The following is a 16,472-nucleotide window of genomic DNA, read 5'->3' as shown; positions in this document are numbered from 1 at the left end:
CCTCAGTTCTTGAGCCGATCGAGCGCCTCGACCGTTTCGTCTTCCTTCTTCTTGTACTGCCCCGACGCGCGCAACAGCGCTTCCTCGGTGTCCTGCACGACCTGCTTGAACTTGCCGAGTACGGCACTCGCCGAATTGGCCGACTGGGCGGCGCCCTTCTGGTCGTGGGCCGCGACGGCCCTGCCGTACGGGTGGTCGCCGAGCTGCGGCGCTTCGGAGAGCCGGATCGTCTGCCGCTCCAGCCTGGTGAGCTCGGTCCCCATGTCGCGCACCGCCTTGAGCAGCGGCTTGACGCCTTCGGAGGTGATCTTGAAGCCGCCGCTCTTGGCGGCCGAGACCAGCTTCTGGGTCTCCGCGCTCACCTGGGCTACCGCGGCCGCGTTCAGGCCACCCGCCGCCACATAACCGGCTGCCGCGCCCATGGCCGCGCCGATCGAGAAGTCCGGTGCCGCCTGTCCGCCGTCCGCTTCGAAAGCCATCGCCCGCCCCACTGCCTCGTCTGCTCGCCCGTGCGTATCGCCCGGCAGTCTACTAGCCGGGCACTCAGCGCGACGGTGATTCACCGATCGCCGAAGATCTCCGTGACTGTGACGAAACGGGCGTCACCCCGGTTCCCCGTGGTTCAGAACTGCCCTTCGAGCTGGGCATACAGCTGCTGAGCGATCCTCGCGTTGTCGGCGGGAGCGTAGGTCAGCCAGCTTTGCCCGTCGGCCGCCTGGCGCGAAGTCATCATGAAGCGGCCCGCTTCGGTGTCGAACCACGCCAGCGGCGGGAAGACCTGGCCACCGCGGATGAACACGCTGAACTGGCCCACTCGCGTCTTCGGCTTCTCGAAGATCCGCTCCACGTGCCGCAGCTGCGGGTTCGACCCGTGCGACCGCGGCCCGCTGACCTTGGCGAAGGGGTCGTACGTGTCGTCGTTTCGAGGGCGCTTCGGCGCGCTCGCCGGCTTCGCGATGGTGACCGACTGACCGGGGCCTGCCGGGGTGAGCGGCAGCAGGTCGACGATGGACGCGACGATCGCGGTCGGCCTGGTCTCCTCGAACACGAGCAGGTTCTCGTCCTGGCGCACGACGACCGCGAACTGCCCGTTCGTCGCCGCCCTCGCGAGCAGCTGCTTGTCCTTGTCCATCTGCGCGACCGCCCAGACGGCGAGCTGCGGGTCGGCGAAGGTCGCGATCGCGAGTTCGACGTCGGCGTCGAGCCTGCCGCCGCGCATCAGGCCGCGGCCTTCGAGGTCGCGGAAGACGGCCTCGCGCACCATCGCGCGCTGATCGGTCGTCGTGCCGATGTGCGGGATCTCGAACGGGACGGGCGCCGGCCCGAACCGGCCGTGTTCGAGCAGGATGTCCACCGCCGCCAGCGACAACGAGAACGAATGCGGCATCGCCATTTCCCCCCGCGGGTGTCTTGTCCGTCGGGATGAACGTAGTCCACGCGCCCGATACGCCCGCAGCGAACCCGCTTGCCCGGCCGTGATCACGGCTGGTGCCATGGATCCATGGCAGACCAGAAACCCGCGCTCGTCCTCCATCTCGCCACCGGCGGGGAGCCGCTGCTCTTCGCGCTCACGACGGAAGAAACCGAACGGCTGACCAAGGATCTCTCGCATTTCGTCCGCACCGGTTCGGTGCAGACGATCCAGACGAGGGACGACTCCGAGGTGGCGATCAACTTCTCCCACGTCGCCGCCGCCTACATCGACGATCTGAACCGCAAGACCCGAGTGTTCGGGCTGCACTAGTTCCGGGAGAAGAGCTCCAGCAGTCCCGTTTTGATCTCCGGACGGCTGGCGGCGACCAGCAGGAAGGTGGCTTCCCGGACGAGCCGCTGGGGGTGTCGTCCGGCGAGTACCGACGTGCTGCCGTTGGCCGCGACCAGCGCGCCCGCGGCCCGGAAGGCGAGCTCCGCGCCCGCCGCCCTGGCCGCGGGCAGCGAGGGCGGATCGGCGAGTGCCGCGTCGAGCCGCAGCCGGGCGGCGTCGATCTCGGCCCGGATCCCAGCGGCGACGTCGGCCTTCCCGAGTTCCTCGATGAGCCGCGCGGCACGGGCGGCGAGGCCGAGGGGCGCGCAGCCGTTGAGCCGGGAGGCGAAAGTGTTGCCCGCGACGAAATCGGCGTGCGGGGTCTTCCCGTAGACGCGGTCGTCGGGCAGGAAGTAGCGGGTGAAGACGAGGTGCACGGTGGCCGTGCCCTGCGCCGCGACGAGGTCGAGCGGCCGGGCCTCCAGCCGCTCCCCCGCCACCGGGTCGATGATCGCGCTCACGACGGTGTCGCCGTCGCGGGCGCAGAGCTGGAGCAGGTCGATGACGCCCCAGCCGCTGACGAACGGGGCCTCGCCGTCGAGCAGGTAGCCGCCCTCGACGCGTTCCGCGCGCAACCTGGGCGGGGTCGGGATCACCGCGGCGAACGCGGCGCCCGCCTTGAGTTCCCCGCTGACCAGCCGCGGGAGATAGCGGTCGCGCAGTTCCGTGTTGCCGGCCGTCGTGAGCGCCGCGACCAGGCCGTGGTGCTGGATCCAGGTGAACATCGTGCTGAGGCAGCCGCCCGCCAGGGTCTCCAGGACCTGGACGATCGTCGGGAGGTCGGCGCCCGGACCGCCGGCTTCCTTGGGCGCCGCGAGACCGTAGAAGCCTTCGGCGGCGAGAGCGTCGAAGTGGCTTGAGGGCACTTCGCCCTTGAGGTCGACTTCGGTGGCCGCGGGGAAGAGGAGATCATCGGCGAGGGCTTGGGCTCGGGTGACCAGATCCGTCATGTGGAAGGCTACCCTTACTTGACCTCTTGTCGCCCGTCCCCGAACGCCAGGAAAGGCTCTTTCCTTGCAAAATTTGCAAGGAAAGAGCCTTTCCTGGCACGCGAGTGAAGCGAAGCGTGCTTACAGCTCGTAAAGCCGCTTCCAGTTGTCCCGCGAGGTCAGCTCGGGCATGGAGCGCTTGTACTGCTCCTGCACCGCCGCGCCTTCCTTGCGGAGCCGCTGGATCACCTTCGCGCCCCGGCGCGCCAGGTCGAACATCTTCGCGCGGTCGTACGAGCGGACCCGCACGCCTTCCTGCGAAGCGTCGGTGACGACGGCGGTGTCGAAGGTCGCGACGTGCCACCAGTGGGCCTCGTCGATCGGGATCGCGCCGAGCGAGTGGCGGCTGCGGCCGAGCACCCGGTCGAGGATCCGCTTGATCAGCACCAGACGCTGCATGCTGGGCCGCGGCGCGCTGTTGATGATGCCGATGTCGTTCGACGCGATACCCGGGACGTCGGTGGCCTTGTGCCGCTTGGTCTCGGGGTACTCGTCGCGGATCCGGCGGATCTCCTTCATCGCGGCGACGCCGCCGTCACGCAGGACCTCCGGCCCCTCGAGGAAGTCCTCGACGGCCTTGATCAGCGTGGCGGACAGGCCGTACTGCATGCCGAGCAGGTACCGGACCAGCTGCGCGATGAGCACGCGCGAGAGCAGGTTCAGGTTGAACGGCGAGTGCAGCGCGGCGGTGATGATCGAGTTCCGCAGGTTGAAGTAGCGGTGCCACTCGTCCCAGTCCTTCCAGTGGAAGTCGGCGTGCCAGACGCCGGCGCCCGGAAGGGTGACCGTGGGGAAGCCGTGCGCGCGGGCGCGGTAGCTGTACTCCGCGTCGTCCCACTGGAAGAAGAACGGCAGCGGGTAGCCCGTGGCCTTGACGACCTCGTACGGGATCAGGCACGACCACCAGCCGTTGTACCCGGCGTCGAGGCGGCGTTCCTGGCGGTTCGGCTTGAGGGTCTCCTCGTCGACGCCGAGCAGGTCGGCGGTCGAGAGCGAGTGCGTCACCGGCTGGCCGGGCTCCAGCGTGTTCAGCCGGGCGTATTCGGCGCCGACGTGCAGCTGGTTCGGGTGCAGCAGGTTCAGCATCTGCCCGCCGACGATGACCGGGTTGACCGTGCGGTTGGAGAACGCGGTCATCCGGATCACCAGATCCGGCTCCAGCAGCACGTCGTCGTCCATGAACAGGACGTTCGCGTGCTCGGTCTCGGTGTGCCCGGCGACCTCGTAGAGGCCGCGGGTGAACCCGCCGGCACCGCCGAGGTTCGGCTGCTTGATGTAGTGCAGCTTGTCGCCGAGATCCTTGGCGACCTGCTCGAAGCCGTCGCGCGACTCGACGAGGTCGGTGCCCTGGTCGGCGACGTAGATCGCGTCGAGCGTCTCCAGCGAGGAGACGTCGGCGGCGAGCGCCTGCAGGTTCGACAGGCAGTCGTCGGCGCGGTTCATCGTGCAGATGGTCACGGCGGTCGGGCGGATCTTCTCCGGCGCTTCGACCGTCCAGCGGACCTTCTCGACACACAGCGACTGGCCGCCCTCGGTCTCGATGTCGAGCCAGAGCGCGCCGCCGTCGTAGAACTTGTCGAGCTTCGCGGTGAGCGTCACCTTCTGCTGCTTCGCACCCGCGACGACCTCGGCGGCGACGACTCGCGAGTCGCCCTCGATGTCGGAGGCGCCGACGGACAGCTGGCCGTCACCGGTGACGACGGCCTCGACCTGGACCTCGGTCACGTCGGTCCAGCGCTGCCAGTAGCTGGCGGGGAACCGGCCGAAGTACGTGTTGCCGGACACCTTCGACGCGGGCTCGATGGAGATGCCCCCGCGCTCGCGCACGGCGGTACCCCATTCGAGTTCGGCGTAGAGGTCCTTGCTGACGATGGGGGCCGGGCCGGCGTAGAGCCCGCGCTGCGCGGTGAGACGGCCCTGCGGGGTGCGTTCCGCGAAGCGGGTGTCGTCGACAGTGCTCACCATGGCGCTCGGGGCCTCTCCGGTGACGGCGGCTTTACCGGGCATGAATCCTCAGTTCTCCTCTGTGCTGGTGGCGGTGGCGCGGGGCTCACGGAAGACGACCCACTTGAGCATGACGAAGTTGATCACGGTCGCGGTTGCCTGCGAGACGACCCAACCGAAGGTGGCCTTCCAGGCCGACTCCGGCAGGACGTGCAGCATCGTGCGGTTGACGCCGACGGCCACGAGGAACGTCACGGCGTACAAGAGCACGAAGCCACCGATCTGACGCGCGCCCTCCTGACGTCCACCGGCGAAGGTGAACTTGCGGTTCAGGAAGAAGGCGGTCGTGGTGCCCACGATGAAGCTGAGCGCGCGGGCGATGTCCACCCACGGCGTCACGTCCATTCCGAGGGCACGAAGCCCCTGGTAGACGCCGAAATCGACCAGGGCGCAGAAACCGCCGATGAGGCCGAAGCGGATGAGCTGCCCGAGCAGCCCAGGGGAGGACGGCGCTGCTGCCGTCACGCCGGCTTTCGGGTCGGTCGCCACCACTGCTCTACCTCATAAACTGCTGGGGCTGATGCGCAAAGTGTAGAAGCGAGCACTTCAGGGTCACGTTCCGGGCAGTGTTCGGCGTGGTTACCCTGGTCGGCGTGACCCAAGCACCCAAGACACAGCGGCAGTCGCTCATGGGCTGGGCAAGGACGTCGCCGAGTATCGCGAACGTCCTGAGCACCCCCGACGTGGAAGCCATCGCCCGCGCGGTGACGCGGGCCGGGGAACGCGGGGTCATCGCGCGTGGTCTCGGCCGCTCGTACGGCGACCCGGCGCAGAACGCGGGCGGCCTGGTCGTGGACATGACCGCGCTGGACCGCATCCACTCGATCGACCCGGATTCGGGCATCGTCGACCTCGACGCCGGGGTCAGCCTCGACAAGCTGATGCGCGAGGGCCTCCCGTACGGCCTGTGGGTCCCGGTGCTGCCGGGCACGCGCCAGGTGACCATCGGCGGGGCGATCGCCAACGACATCCACGGCAAGAACCACCACTCGGCGGGCAGCTTCGGCAACCACGTGGTGTCGATGGACCTGGTCACCGCCGACGGGCAGGTGCGCACGATCACGCCGGACGGCCCCGACGCGGAGCTGTTCTGGGCGACCGTGGCCGGCATCGGCCTGACCGGCATCGTCGTCCGCGCCAAGATCCGGATGACCAAGACGGAGACGGCCTACTTCAAGGCCGACATCCAGCGCACCGCGAACCTCGACGAGACGCTGGCGCTGGTCACCGACGGCTCCGAGGACAACTACACGTACTCCTCGGGCTGGTTCGACTCGATCTCCAGGGGCGCGAAGCTCGGCCGCGCCGCCTTCCAGCGCGGCTCGCTCGCCAAACTGGACGAACTGCCGCCCAAGCTGCGGGCCGACCCGCTCAAGTTCAACCCGGGCACTCTGGCCACCCTGCCGGACGTGTTCCCGAACGGGCTGGCGAACAAGCTGTCGTTCTCCGCGATCGGCGAGCTGTACTACCGCAAGACCGCCAAGAACGCGCGCGACGTGATCCAGAGCCTGACCGCCTTCTACCACCCGCTAGACCTGTTCGGCGAGTGGAACCGGGCATACGGCACCAACGGCTTCCTGCAGTACCAGTTCAGCACGCCGCTGAACGCGCACGAGCCGCTGCGCCGGATCATCCAGAAGGTCGCCGACTCCGGACACGTGTCGTTCCTCAACGTGTTCAAGCAGATGGGCGAGGGCAACGCGGCGCCGCTGTCGTTCCCGCACCCCGGCTGGATGGTCTGCCTCGACTTCCCGATCAAGGACGGGCTGAGCCGGTTCTGCCAGGAACTCGACGAGGACGTGCTCGCCCTCGGCGGCCGTCTGTACACGGCGAAGGACTCGCGCACCTCCGCGGAGAACTTCGCGAAGATGTACCCGCGGCTCGAGGAATGGCGCAAGGTCCGCGCTTCCGTAGACCCCGAAGGCGTTTTCGCCTCTGACATGTCCCGAAGGTTGGAACTGTGATCGACGCTGTGGGCAACCCCCAGTCCCTGCTGCTGCTCGGCGGCACCTCCGACATCGCGCTCGCGATCGCGGAGAAGTACCTGTCCGAGCGGCCACTCCGCGTCGTACTGGCCGGCCGCCAGTCGCCGCGGCTCGACGCGGCCGCTCAGCGCCTGAAGGACAAGGGCGCCGAAGTGTCCACCGTCGACTTCGACGCGAAGGCCCTGGACAGCCACCCCGCCGTGCTGGACAAGGCCTTCGAGGGTGGCGACATCGACGTCACCGTCGTGGCGTTCGGCCTGCTCGGCGACCAGGAAGAGCTGTGGCAGGACCACGCGAAGGCCGTCGAGGCGGCGACCGTGAACTACACGTCCGCGGTGTCCGTCGGGGTCGCGCTGTCGAACAAGCTCAAGACGCAGGGACACGGCAAGGTCATCGCGCTGTCCTCGGTCGCCGGTGAGCGGGTCCGCCGGTCGAACTTCGTCTACGGCTCCTCCAAGGCCGGTTTCGACGGCTTCTACCTGGGCCTCGGCGAGGCGCTGGCGGAGTTCGGCGTGCAGATCACCGTCGTCCGGTCCGGCCAGGTCCGGACCAAGATGACCGAAGGCCTCAAGGACGCCCCGCTGACGGTGGACGTCGAGCAGGTCGCCGAGACCGCCGTCGCCGCTTCGCGCGCCGGTAAGGAACTGGTGTGGTCGCCCGCGCCGTTCCGGCTGGTCATGTCGGCGCTGCGGCACATCCCCCGGCCGATCTTCCGGAAGCTGCCGATCTAAGGCCGACCCGGACCCGCTCCCACCCTCGCGTTTCGTCCTCTGGATGCGGTAGTTGGCATCGCGAACTACCGCATTCAGAGGACGAAATGCGGGGGTCAGCGGGCCGGGAGGAGGTACAGGCTTTGCGTGCCCATCCACGGCGAGTGGATGGTCCAGGTCGCCAGGGCGTTCGGGGGCGGGGCCTTGCTGGTGGTGGCCAGCACCAGATCCGGTGTCGCGGGCGGGACGCTGTGGTCGAAGAACCGGAAGTTCGCCGCCAGCAGCGCCTTCCCCAGTTCGCTGCTGCGGTTCTTCGTCTCGATGATCGCCGGGTCGACGGAGCCGCGGTCGGAGAACTGGTCGACGATGTCGCAGTCGCAGGAGTACGCGAGCGCGCCGACCTCGCCCGCACTCTCCACCTTGCGTCCCTTGGTCAGTTCGCCCAGTTGCGAGCCGATCGCACGATATTCGTCCGACGCGGCATGGTTGCTGGTGATCGGCGCGAACCGGCGCGGCAGTTCGGGAGCCGCGTAGGCGACGGCGCTCGTCAGCAGGAACGCGCCCGCGAGGATCCCCGTCCCGAGCCGGGCCCGGCCGGGTACCGCGCAAGCCGCGGCGGCGAGGAAGACCGTCGCGCCGACGATGCTGGGCGCGTAGTACCAGTGGTACGGCGGGACGTTCAGCCAGCAATAGGCCAGATAATGCGCCGCGCCGGCGATGGCGAGGGTCGCGAACGGCAGCAGGCGCTTCGCCCGCTCCGAGCCGCGCCGGAAGTGGAACGTCCACAGTAGACCGGCGAGCGCGCCGATCACGAGCGGCAGGAAGGAAAGTGTCGCCGCCACCGGGAAATTGCGCCAATACAGCAGCGGGCCGTTGGTGAAGCTGAACGGTCCCCACGACCGCTGCATGATCTTGATGACCAGGGTGTCCGGCACCGCCGAACCCAGCACCAGCCAGCTGAACACGAACCACGGCAGCATCACCGCGAGTGCGGCGAACGTCATCCGCCAGATGCCCACCCAGAATTCGCGGCGCCCGAGGAACAGCACGAACGCGATCAGCAGCAGATCGATCCGGATCAGCGCGATCAGGCCGATCATCGCGCCCGCGGCGGCTGGCCGCCGTTCGTGCAGGAACACCATCGACCAGACGACGGCCGTCGCGCCCATGGCGACTTCGAGGCCGACCGACGACAGCAGCAGCGGGTTCACCAGCAGCAAGCCCAGCGCGAGCGGGGCGAACCAGCCCGAGAGGCCGGTCGCGGCGCCGATCCGGCGGAGGCCGAGGACGAGCGCCACCTGGCTCGCGACGAAGACGATCCCGGCGGCGAACACGGCGTCTCGCACGATGAAGGTGACGAGCGCCAGCACGAGGACGTTCAGCGGCGACGTCGCGGTGTTGGCGGTGCCTTCTTCGATCAGGCCCCAGTGGCCGTGGAAGGCGAGGTTCTTCGCGTACGAGAGCGTGATGTACGTGTCGTCGATCAAATGTCCGCTGACCAGCACGAACACCAGGGCCGACGCCACCGCCGCCCCGGCCGGGAGCACCCAGGGTCGGGTAAGGACGGCGGCTCCCGGCAGCGCACCGGAAGCCTGGGGCAGATCAGCGGAGGCGCTTCGCATCACGAACACCGTACACGGTGCCGTGATGATTCCGTTATCTACCCGCCGTGGCGCTGGTCACGCCAGCCGGGGCCGTCACGGAAGTCGCGATCCATGCCGTGGCCGCCGGGGCCACGGTGTTCACGGGAGAAACCGGGCCGGTCGCCGTCGCGGGAGGCCAGTCCGACGGCGGTGCCGATGATGCCGCCACCGAGGACGAAGCCGAGTACGCCGACCGCGACCAGCTGCGTCGCGCGGTGCCCGGCGAAGCGGCGGAAACCGCCCTTCGCGGGCGGAGCCTGCTGCGCCGGAACCCAGCCCGGCGGCGGGCCCGCGGGAGCGGCGGCCGGGGTCTCGGCGGGTTTCTCGGCGGCGGGCTGCTCGACCGTCTTGTCCTCGTCTTCGGACGGCCGCTGCTGGTCAGTCATCTTTCGCTCCTCAGGCTGATGGGGGCGGGCTGTGTGCCCGCCCCCATCACCGAGGATGCGTGCGCTTCCTATGGATGCGCTGTGTGTGAGCTGTCGAATCAGAGATAGAACGACAGGAACAGCGTGACCACCCAGCTCGCGCCGAGCACCTGGAGCACGCGGTCCTTGAGCGCGATCTCCTCCGGCTCGCCCGCGTTGCCGCCGTCGACGTCGACGGCGTAGCGCAGGACGGCCACCACGAACGGGACCATCGAGACGACCGCCCAGACCGAGTCGTGCTCGACCTGGCGGATCTCGAACGCCCACAGGCAGTAGGACATGATCAGGATCGCCGCGGACGTCGCCCAGACGAACCGCAGGTAACTCGCCGAGTACTTCTTGAGCGAAGACCGGATCTTCGCCCCGGTGCGCTCGAAGAGCATGATCTCGGCGTAGCGCTTGCCCGCCACCATGAACAGCGAGCCGAACGCGGTGACCAGCAGGAACCACTGCGAAAGCGCGATACCCGCGGCCACACCGCCGGCGATCGACCGCATCAGGAAGCCCGAGCCGACGATGGCCAGATCGACCACCGGCTGGTGCTTGAGCCCGAAGCAGTAGCCGAGCTGGACGGCCTCGTAGACCGCCAGCACGACCGCGAGCTGCCAGCTGGCGAAGAACGAGATGCCGAGACCGGCGGCGAAGAACACGGCCGCCGCGACGAACGCCACCGGCACCGGCACGATCCCGGCCGCGATCGGCCGGTTCCGCTTGGTCGGGTGCGCACGGTCCGCCTCGACGTCGATCGCGTCGTTGATGAGATAGACCGAGGAGGCCACCAGCGAGAACGCCGCGAAGGCGATCAGCGCGGCGATCAGCAGGCCGGTCCGGTCCGTCGACTTCGAAAAGGCGAAGAACGGTGCGGCGAACACCAGCACGTTCTTCACCCACTGGCGCGGGCGTGCCGTTTTGATGATGCCGCCGACGAGACCGCCGGCGACCTTCTTCGACTCGGCGGCCTCGGCCACGGGTTCTACGTCGTCAGGCTTGGAATCGGCCTTCTCGGTCGTTTCACTCATCGTCGCTTCAGCTTCCTACGTATCAAGCCGCCGACTACGCCCCCAAGGGCCGCTCCGGCCAGAACGTCGGTCGGGTAGTGGACGCCGAGCACGAGCCGGGAGGCCAGCATCGGCGGTACCAGGGCCGGGACCAGGTTACGCCCGGTCAATCCGGAGTAGAGCACCGCCGCCGCCGTAGTCGAGGTCGCGTGCGAGGACGGGAAGCTCAGCTTGCTCGGCGTGGAGACCAGGACCTCGACGCTCGGGTGGTCCGGTCGCGGCCGCCTGACCACGCGTTTCACCGCGATGGACGCGGCGTGCGCGCCGACGACGCCCGCCGCCGCGACCAGCCAGTCCTTGCGTCGCTTCTTGTCGACCGCGGCCCCGACGAGCCCCAGCGCGAACCAGCCCGCGCTGTGCTCGCCGAAGTGCGAAAGACCCCGCGCCGCCTTCACCGTGACGTCGCTCTTGAGGACGCCCTGAGCCTTCGCGAGAACGGCTACCTCACCCGTGGGTGCGCCCTTCTCAAGCATCGAGGGACCCGTCGAGAGGCGCGCCATCGGTCAGGTGCGGCGCGATCTTGTTGTCGAACGCGGACAGCGCCGAACCGATGGCCATGTGCATGTCGAGGTACTTGTAGGTGCCGAGACGGCCGCCGAACAGCACGTTCTTGTCCTTGGCCTCGGCCTTCGCCAGCTCGCGGTAGGCCTCGAGCTTCTCGCGGTTCTCCGGCGTGTTGATCGGGTAGTACGGCTCGTCGGCCTCGCCGGCGAAGCGGGAGTACTCGCGGAACACGACCGTCTTGTCGTTCGGGTAGTGCTTGCGCTCCGGGTGGAAGTGCCGGAACTCGATGATCCGGGTGTAGGGCACCTCTTCGTCGTTGTAGTTGACGACCGAAGCTCCCTGGAAGTCACCCGTCTCGACGACCTCGGATTCGAAGTCCACCGTGCGCCAGGTGAAGCGGCCCGCGGAGTAGTCGAAGTAGCGGTCCAGCGGCCCGGTGTAGACGGTCGGGGTGCCGGCGGGGATGTGCTTGCGGACGTCGAAGTAGTCGACGTTCAGCCGCACCTCGATGTTCTCGTGCTCCGCCATCTTCTCGAGCCACGCGGTGTAGCCGTTGACCGGCAGCCCCTCGTAGGTGTCGTTGAAGTAGCGGTTGTCGAAGGTGTAGCGGACCGGGAGCCGGGTGATGATGTCGGCGCCGAGGTTCTTCGGGTCGTTCTCCCACTGCTTGGCCGTGTAGCCGCGGATGAACGCCTCGTAGAGCGGGCGGCCGATCAGCGAGATGGCCTTTTCCTCGAGGTTCTGCGCGTTCGCGGTCTCGAACTCCGACGCCTGCTTGGCGATCAGCTCGCGGGCCTCGTCCGGCGTGTGCGACTTGCCGAAGAACTGGTTGATCAGCGCCAGGTTCATCGGCAGCGGGTACACCTGACCCTGGTACTTGCCGAACACCCGGTGCTGGTAGTTCGTGAAGTCGGTGAAGCGGTTGACGTACTCCCACACACGCTTGTTGGAGGTGTGGAACAGGTGCGCACCGTAGCGGTGCACCTCGATCCCGGTCTCGGGCTCGGCCTCGGAGTAGGCGTTGCCACCGATGTGGTGACGCCGCTCCAGCACGAGGACCTTCTTGCCGAGCTCGGCCGCGGCCCGTTCGGCGACGGTCAGCCCGAAGAATCCGGAGCCGACCACGATGAGGTCGTAGCCGGTGAAATCGGCTTCAGTAATCTTGTCGGGGTTCGTGTGCGCGCTCACGGGCGTCGAGGGTACGCACGTCGACTCCGTGCCCTGCAGCGAGCACCGGTTTTCACCTTCGACAGACACATTTTAGGAAGCAGTGCCTACTCCGGACACCTTCTGGTCGTACTTCGGTGCGACCCTCACCTACCTGGCCGTCCTCGCGGTCCCCGGCGGGCTCGTCGGCCGCGCCGCCGGCCTGCGCGGCTGGGCCCTGGCGGGGCTGGCCCCGCTGCTGTCCTACACGGTAACCGGACTGGCCGGTCCGTGGCTGGCACTCGCGGGCGTGTCGTACAACCCCCTGACCGTGGCGGCCGTCACGGCCGTGCTCGCCGGACTGGGCTTCGGCCTTCGGAAGCTGGGCCAGGCACGCGGCTGGATCAAACCGGGCGCCGACGAGCCGCCGACGAAGTGGCACCCGCGCGCGCACTACGCCGTCGCGGCCTGCGTCGCGCTGGCCGTCGGCATCTCGATCCTCGTGGTGCTCTCGGCCCGCGGCGGCACGACGGCGGTGTTCCAGCGCTGGGACACCGTGTTCCACGCGAACGGCATCCGCTACATCGCCGAGACCGGCGACGGCTCGCTGACCGGGATGGGCACCATCAACTGGTACCCGGACGGCTCGTTCTACCCGAACGCGTATCACCTGGTCGGCTCGCTCGTGTACTCGATCTCGGGCACGACGATCCCGGTCACGCTGAACGCCATCACCATGCCGGTCGCCGGGATCTTCGCGCTGTCGATGGTCGCCCTGATCCGCCAGCTCGGCGGGCGGGCGGTGTTCGCGGGCTGCACGGCGCTGGTGGCCGCGGCGGCCACCACCGGCGCGTACGAGTCGGTGTCGAGCGGGCTGCTGCCGTTCGCGCTGGGGATCGTGCTGACGCCGCTGGCCGTGGTCGCGCTGGCCCGCTTCCTCGCGCGTCCCGGCCTCGACACCGGCTACGTGCTCGCGCTGACCGCGGTCGGCCTGCTGGCGGCGCATTCGTCGGCCCTGTTCGGCGCGCTGCTGTTCGCCTTCCCGCTGGTGGTGCAGCGCTGGTACCGCGCGCTGCGGCACAAGCCGCTCGACGGCGTGCCCGAGGGCCGCGGCGGCTGGCGGGTCATCGGCGGCGACGTCGTCAAGATGGTGCCGGTGATGGTGGGGAGCGCGCTGCTCGCGGCGCCGCACATCCTCGGCGCCCTGAAATTCACCTCGGGTTCATACCCTTATTACGCGTGGGGCTCCGACCTGCCGGTGCTGAAGTCGCTGGGGCTGCTGGTGACCTTCCGGCAGGTGCTGAGCGCGCCGCAGGTGTGGCTGACGGTGCTGCTGGCGATCGGCGCGCTGAGCCTGTTCCGGCTCGGGCGGATGCGCTGGGTGGGGCTTTCGGCGATCGGCTTCTCGGCGCTGTTCGTGCTGGTCGCCTCGTACGGCGCCGAACCGTGGGTGATCTCGCTGTCGCGGCCCTGGTGGAACGACCGGTACCGGCTGATGGCGCTCGCCGCGATCCCGCTGTGCCTGCTCGCCGGGCACGGGATGGCGGAGCTGCAGCGCTGGTTCGCCAAGTGGGCGAGCGGCCGGTCCTGGGTGAAGAGCCGTCCCGCGCTGCCCGCCAGGCTGGGGCTGGCCACCGCCGTGTTCGTCGTGGCCGCGTCGGCCGTGCTGACCAAGGGTTTCTACACCGAGTCGAACGCGCACGCGGTGTCGTTCCTGTACTACAACGGGCCCGAGGGCGAGGTCACGCCGCCGGTCAGCGCCGACGAACTGGCCGCGATGAACGAGCTGACCAAGATGAACATCGGTCCGGACGAGAAGGTGCTCAACGAGCGCTTCGACGGGACGGCGTGGCTGTACGCGATCACCGGTATCCACCCGGTCGCCGGGCACTACGACCCGGGTGTGCCGCCGCCGGACGCGAAGTACCTCGCGCTGCACTTCCGCGACTACGACACCGACCCCGAGGTGCAGGCCGCGGTGAAGCGACTGAACATCAAGCACGTGCTGATCGGGAGCACCCCGATCAAGATCGGCGAGCCGCCGGCGCCGGGGCTGCGGGATCTGGACGGGCTGAACTTCCTGCGGAAGGACTTCTCCAACGCGGGCGCTTCGATCTACACGTTGACGCGCTGACGGCTGCTTCGCGCGGCCGGCGCGTGCAATGAAAGGTCCTTTCCTTGCAAATTTTGCGAGGAAAGGACCGTTCCTAGCATCGGGCGGGTCCACAGATAAAAGGCTCGCGTGGTCGCGGACTGCCCCTGCCGCGACCACGCGAGCCTTTCGTCCCCCATTCACCCCCGGGGTGACCCATGAGGGGTAGCCGTCGTCGGCCACACCCACTCGCTGTACTTGTTCTTCAGACGACTACTGGGCGGAACCGGTTTACCCGGCTCGCCAATGTCACCCGATCGGCCTAAGAGCTTCTCCCCTGGAGTACCGGGAGTACGTCGCTCACGACCTCTTCGAGCGTCGACTCGCGGCCGACGTAGTAGTCGCCGGACCTCGGCCAATGCGTGACGATGTCGGTGAACCCGAGTTCACCGGCCCGCCCGGCGGCGTCGGTGAACGCGCCCACGCTCTCGAGCGAAAAGACCGGCGCCGCGTCGAGGCTCAGGAACCGCTGCACGCTCGCCTTGTCCCGGCCAACGGCGTCGAGCCGCTCGTCGAAGGTCTTCACGAGCTCCGCGACGCCCTTCCACCACTCGTCCTGGGTGTCCGCCTTGACGCCGGTGGTGGCCCAGCCCGCGCCGAACCGCGCGGCGAGCGTCATCGTGCGGGGGCCGTTCGCGGCCACGAGGAACGGCAGCCGCGGCCGCTGCACGCAGCCCGGCAGGTTCCGTGCGCCCTTGGCCCGGTAGTACACGCCCTCGAAGTCGAAGCCGTCGGTCATCAAGAGCCCGTCGAGCGCTTCGACGAACTCGGCGAAACGGTCCGTGCGCTGCTTGACCGACAGTTCGGGACCGTCGAGCACGGTGGCGTCGTAGTTGGTGTTCGGGACGCCCGCGCCGACGCCGAGGATGAAGCGGCCGTCGGAGATGTCGTCGAGGGTGGTCAGCTCGCGGGTGAACGGCACGGGATGCCGGGCGACCGGCGATGCCACGAAGGTGCCCAGTCTGATCCGCGACGTCACCATCGCGGCCGCCGTCAACGTTGGCATCGCACTGAACCACGGGCCGTCGACGAGAGTCCGCCAGCCGAGGTGGTCGTACGTCCAAGCGTGGTCGAAGCCGTATTCCTCGGCGGCCCGCCATTTCGGCTCGGCCGCCCACCAACGATCTTCCGGAAGGATCACGATGCCTACGCGCACACCGGGAAGGTACTGGTCCAGACCGACACTTCGCCCGATGGGCGGATCTTCGGGGACAATGTGCCGGTGGAAAAGCCCCTCTTGATCGCCTCCGACGTCGACGGCACCCTGCTCGCCCCTTTGGAGGTCCTGTCCGAACGCACGATCGACATCGTCCGGCGGGTCACCGAGGACGGGGTCCCCTTCGTGCTGGCCAGCGGCCGTCCGCCGCGCTGGATCGCCCCGATCGCGAACCCGCTGGGCCTCACCGGCTACGCGGTCTGTGCGAACGGCGCGGTGCTCTACGAGATCGGGACGGACCGGATCGTGGCGGTCCACGGCCTGCTCGAACCGGCACTGCTGCACGACACCGTGAGTGCTCTTGATCACGCCCTGCCCGGCTGCCGGTTCGCCGCGGAACGAGTCGGCGAGTCCGCGCAGGACCCGCGCGTCCGCAGCTTCGTGATCGAGCCCGACTACCACAATCCGTGGGGCAACCACGAGGGCGCGGAGGCGCCGCGGGCCGAGGTGCTCGGGCATCCGGCGATCAAGCTGCTGATCAGCAGGCGCGGGATGAGCTCCGACGAGATGGCGCGGGCGGCGCGTGAGGTGCTCGACGGCTCCGTCGACATCACCTACTCGACCGACACCGGCCTGATCGAGGTCGCCGCGCACGGCATCACGAAGGCGACCGGGCTGGCCGAGGTCTGCGAGCGGCTGGACGTGCCCGCCGAGCGGGTGATCGCGTTCGGGGACATGCCCAACGACGTCGAGATGCTCGGCTGGGCCGGCCATGGCGTCGCGATGGCCAACGGGCACCGCTACGTGTTCGACGTCGCCGACGAGGTGACGGGGCCGAACTCCGAGGACGGCGTCGCGCAGGTGCTGGAGCGCTGGTTCTGAGGCGACCGGCAAGT

16 protein-coding genes are annotated in these 16,472 nt (G+C 68.7%); 5 read left to right on the top strand and 11 right to left on the bottom strand.

What is annotated here, in order from left to right; translation table 11 throughout:
- Window positions 1-2: 2 nt before the first annotated feature.
- Both AMK34_RS17990 and AMK34_RS17985 read right to left on the bottom strand, forming a co-directional pair.
- On the bottom strand, window positions 3-479 hold the full coding sequence (locus tag AMK34_RS17990) for a hypothetical protein (RefSeq protein ID WP_228694835.1): 477 nt from the start codon (window positions 477-479) through the stop codon (window positions 3-5).
- Window positions 480-622: 143 nt separating this feature from the next.
- A complete protein-coding gene (locus AMK34_RS17985; RefSeq protein WP_038522168.1) occupies window positions 623-1,387 on the bottom strand; it encodes an ESX secretion-associated protein EspG in 765 nt (254 codons plus the stop codon).
- A 114-nt stretch (window positions 1,388-1,501) separates the two neighbouring features.
- On the opposite strand from AMK34_RS17985, the gene AMK34_RS17980 reads away from it, so the two are divergent.
- Window positions 1,502-1,744 (top strand): hypothetical protein, encoded by a 243-nt coding sequence (locus AMK34_RS17980; RefSeq protein ID WP_016330689.1) that lies wholly within the window; start codon window positions 1,502-1,504, stop codon window positions 1,742-1,744.
- Here the strand turns inward: AMK34_RS17980 and AMK34_RS17975 are convergent.
- The 3 genes from AMK34_RS17975 to AMK34_RS17965 form a co-directional block, all read right to left on the bottom strand.
- Entirely contained in the window at window positions 1,741-2,754 is a 1,014-nt protein-coding gene (locus AMK34_RS17975; RefSeq protein ID WP_073846054.1) for an acyl-CoA dehydrogenase family protein, read from the bottom strand. The genes AMK34_RS17980 and AMK34_RS17975 overlap by 4 nt on opposite strands.
- Window positions 2,755-2,874: 120 nt before the next feature.
- Entirely contained in the window at window positions 2,875-4,800 is a 1,926-nt protein-coding gene (locus AMK34_RS17970) for a glycosyltransferase (protein WP_073846053.1), read from the bottom strand.
- Window positions 4,801-4,806: 6 nt separating this feature from the next.
- Entirely contained in the window at window positions 4,807-5,289 is a 483-nt protein-coding gene (locus AMK34_RS17965) for a GtrA family protein (RefSeq protein WP_038507536.1), read from the bottom strand.
- 101 nt (window positions 5,290-5,390) lie between these two features.
- Between AMK34_RS17965 and AMK34_RS17960 the strand changes: the two genes are divergently transcribed.
- Window positions 5,391-6,761: an FAD-binding oxidoreductase gene (locus AMK34_RS17960; RefSeq protein WP_073846341.1), complete on the top strand. Its 1,371-nt coding sequence runs from the start codon at window positions 5,391-5,393 to the stop codon at window positions 6,759-6,761.
- Window positions 6,758-7,513 carry a decaprenylphospho-beta-D-erythro-pentofuranosid-2-ulose 2-reductase gene (locus AMK34_RS17955; protein ID WP_073846052.1) on the top strand — a complete coding sequence of 252 codons (756 nt, stop codon included), beginning with the start codon at window positions 6,758-6,760 and terminating at the stop codon, window positions 7,511-7,513. Before AMK34_RS17960 ends, AMK34_RS17955 begins: the two co-directional genes overlap by 4 nt.
- A gap of 95 nt (window positions 7,514-7,608) precedes the next feature.
- Here the strand turns inward: AMK34_RS17955 and AMK34_RS17950 are convergent, their stop codons facing one another.
- From AMK34_RS17950 to glf, 5 genes are all read right to left on the bottom strand, one after another.
- On the bottom strand, window positions 7,609-9,114 hold the full coding sequence (locus AMK34_RS17950; RefSeq protein ID WP_073846340.1) for a hypothetical protein: 1,506 nt from the start codon (window positions 9,112-9,114) through the stop codon (window positions 7,609-7,611).
- 38 nt (window positions 9,115-9,152) lie between these two features.
- Window positions 9,153-9,521, bottom strand: coding sequence for a hypothetical protein (locus tag AMK34_RS17945; RefSeq protein ID WP_073846051.1), 369 nt, complete (start codon window positions 9,519-9,521; stop codon window positions 9,153-9,155).
- A 98-nt stretch (window positions 9,522-9,619) separates the two neighbouring features.
- A complete protein-coding gene (locus AMK34_RS17940; protein WP_038507528.1) occupies window positions 9,620-10,579 on the bottom strand; it encodes a decaprenyl-phosphate phosphoribosyltransferase in 960 nt (319 codons plus the stop codon).
- Window positions 10,576-11,091: a phosphatase PAP2 family protein gene (locus AMK34_RS17935; RefSeq protein WP_037333445.1), complete on the bottom strand. Its 516-nt coding sequence runs from the start codon at window positions 11,089-11,091 to the stop codon at window positions 10,576-10,578. The genes AMK34_RS17940 and AMK34_RS17935 overlap by 4 nt, the downstream gene beginning before the upstream one ends.
- Window positions 11,084-12,310 (bottom strand): UDP-galactopyranose mutase, encoded by a 1,227-nt coding sequence (gene glf / locus AMK34_RS17930; protein WP_038507525.1) that lies wholly within the window; start codon window positions 12,308-12,310, stop codon window positions 11,084-11,086. Before glf ends, AMK34_RS17935 begins: the two co-directional genes overlap by 8 nt.
- An 82-nt stretch (window positions 12,311-12,392) precedes the next feature.
- Here glf and AMK34_RS17925 point away from each other — a divergent pair, with 82 nt between their 5' ends.
- The gene (locus AMK34_RS17925; RefSeq protein ID WP_038507520.1) at window positions 12,393-14,402 is read left to right on the top strand and encodes a DUF6541 family protein; all 2,010 of its coding nucleotides are present in this window, start codon (window positions 12,393-12,395) and stop codon (window positions 14,400-14,402) included.
- Window positions 14,403-14,682: 280 nt separating this feature from the next.
- Here the strand turns inward: AMK34_RS17925 and AMK34_RS17920 are convergent, their stop codons facing one another.
- Window positions 14,683-15,576 (bottom strand): LLM class flavin-dependent oxidoreductase, encoded by an 894-nt coding sequence (locus AMK34_RS17920; protein ID WP_073846050.1) that lies wholly within the window; start codon window positions 15,574-15,576, stop codon window positions 14,683-14,685.
- 66 nt (window positions 15,577-15,642) lie between these two features.
- Between AMK34_RS17920 and AMK34_RS17915 the strand changes: the two genes are divergently transcribed.
- A complete protein-coding gene (locus tag AMK34_RS17915) occupies window positions 15,643-16,458 on the top strand; it encodes an HAD family hydrolase (RefSeq protein ID WP_228694834.1) in 816 nt (271 codons plus the stop codon).
- The last annotated feature ends 14 nt before the right edge of the window (window positions 16,459-16,472 follow it).

This window comes from Amycolatopsis sp. CB00013 (genome assembly GCF_001905755.1).
Classification (GTDB): domain Bacteria; phylum Actinomycetota; class Actinomycetes; order Mycobacteriales; family Pseudonocardiaceae; genus Amycolatopsis; species Amycolatopsis japonica.
Note: the sequence above shows the minus strand (reverse complement) of the source record. Positions and strands in the feature narration are given on the sequence as shown.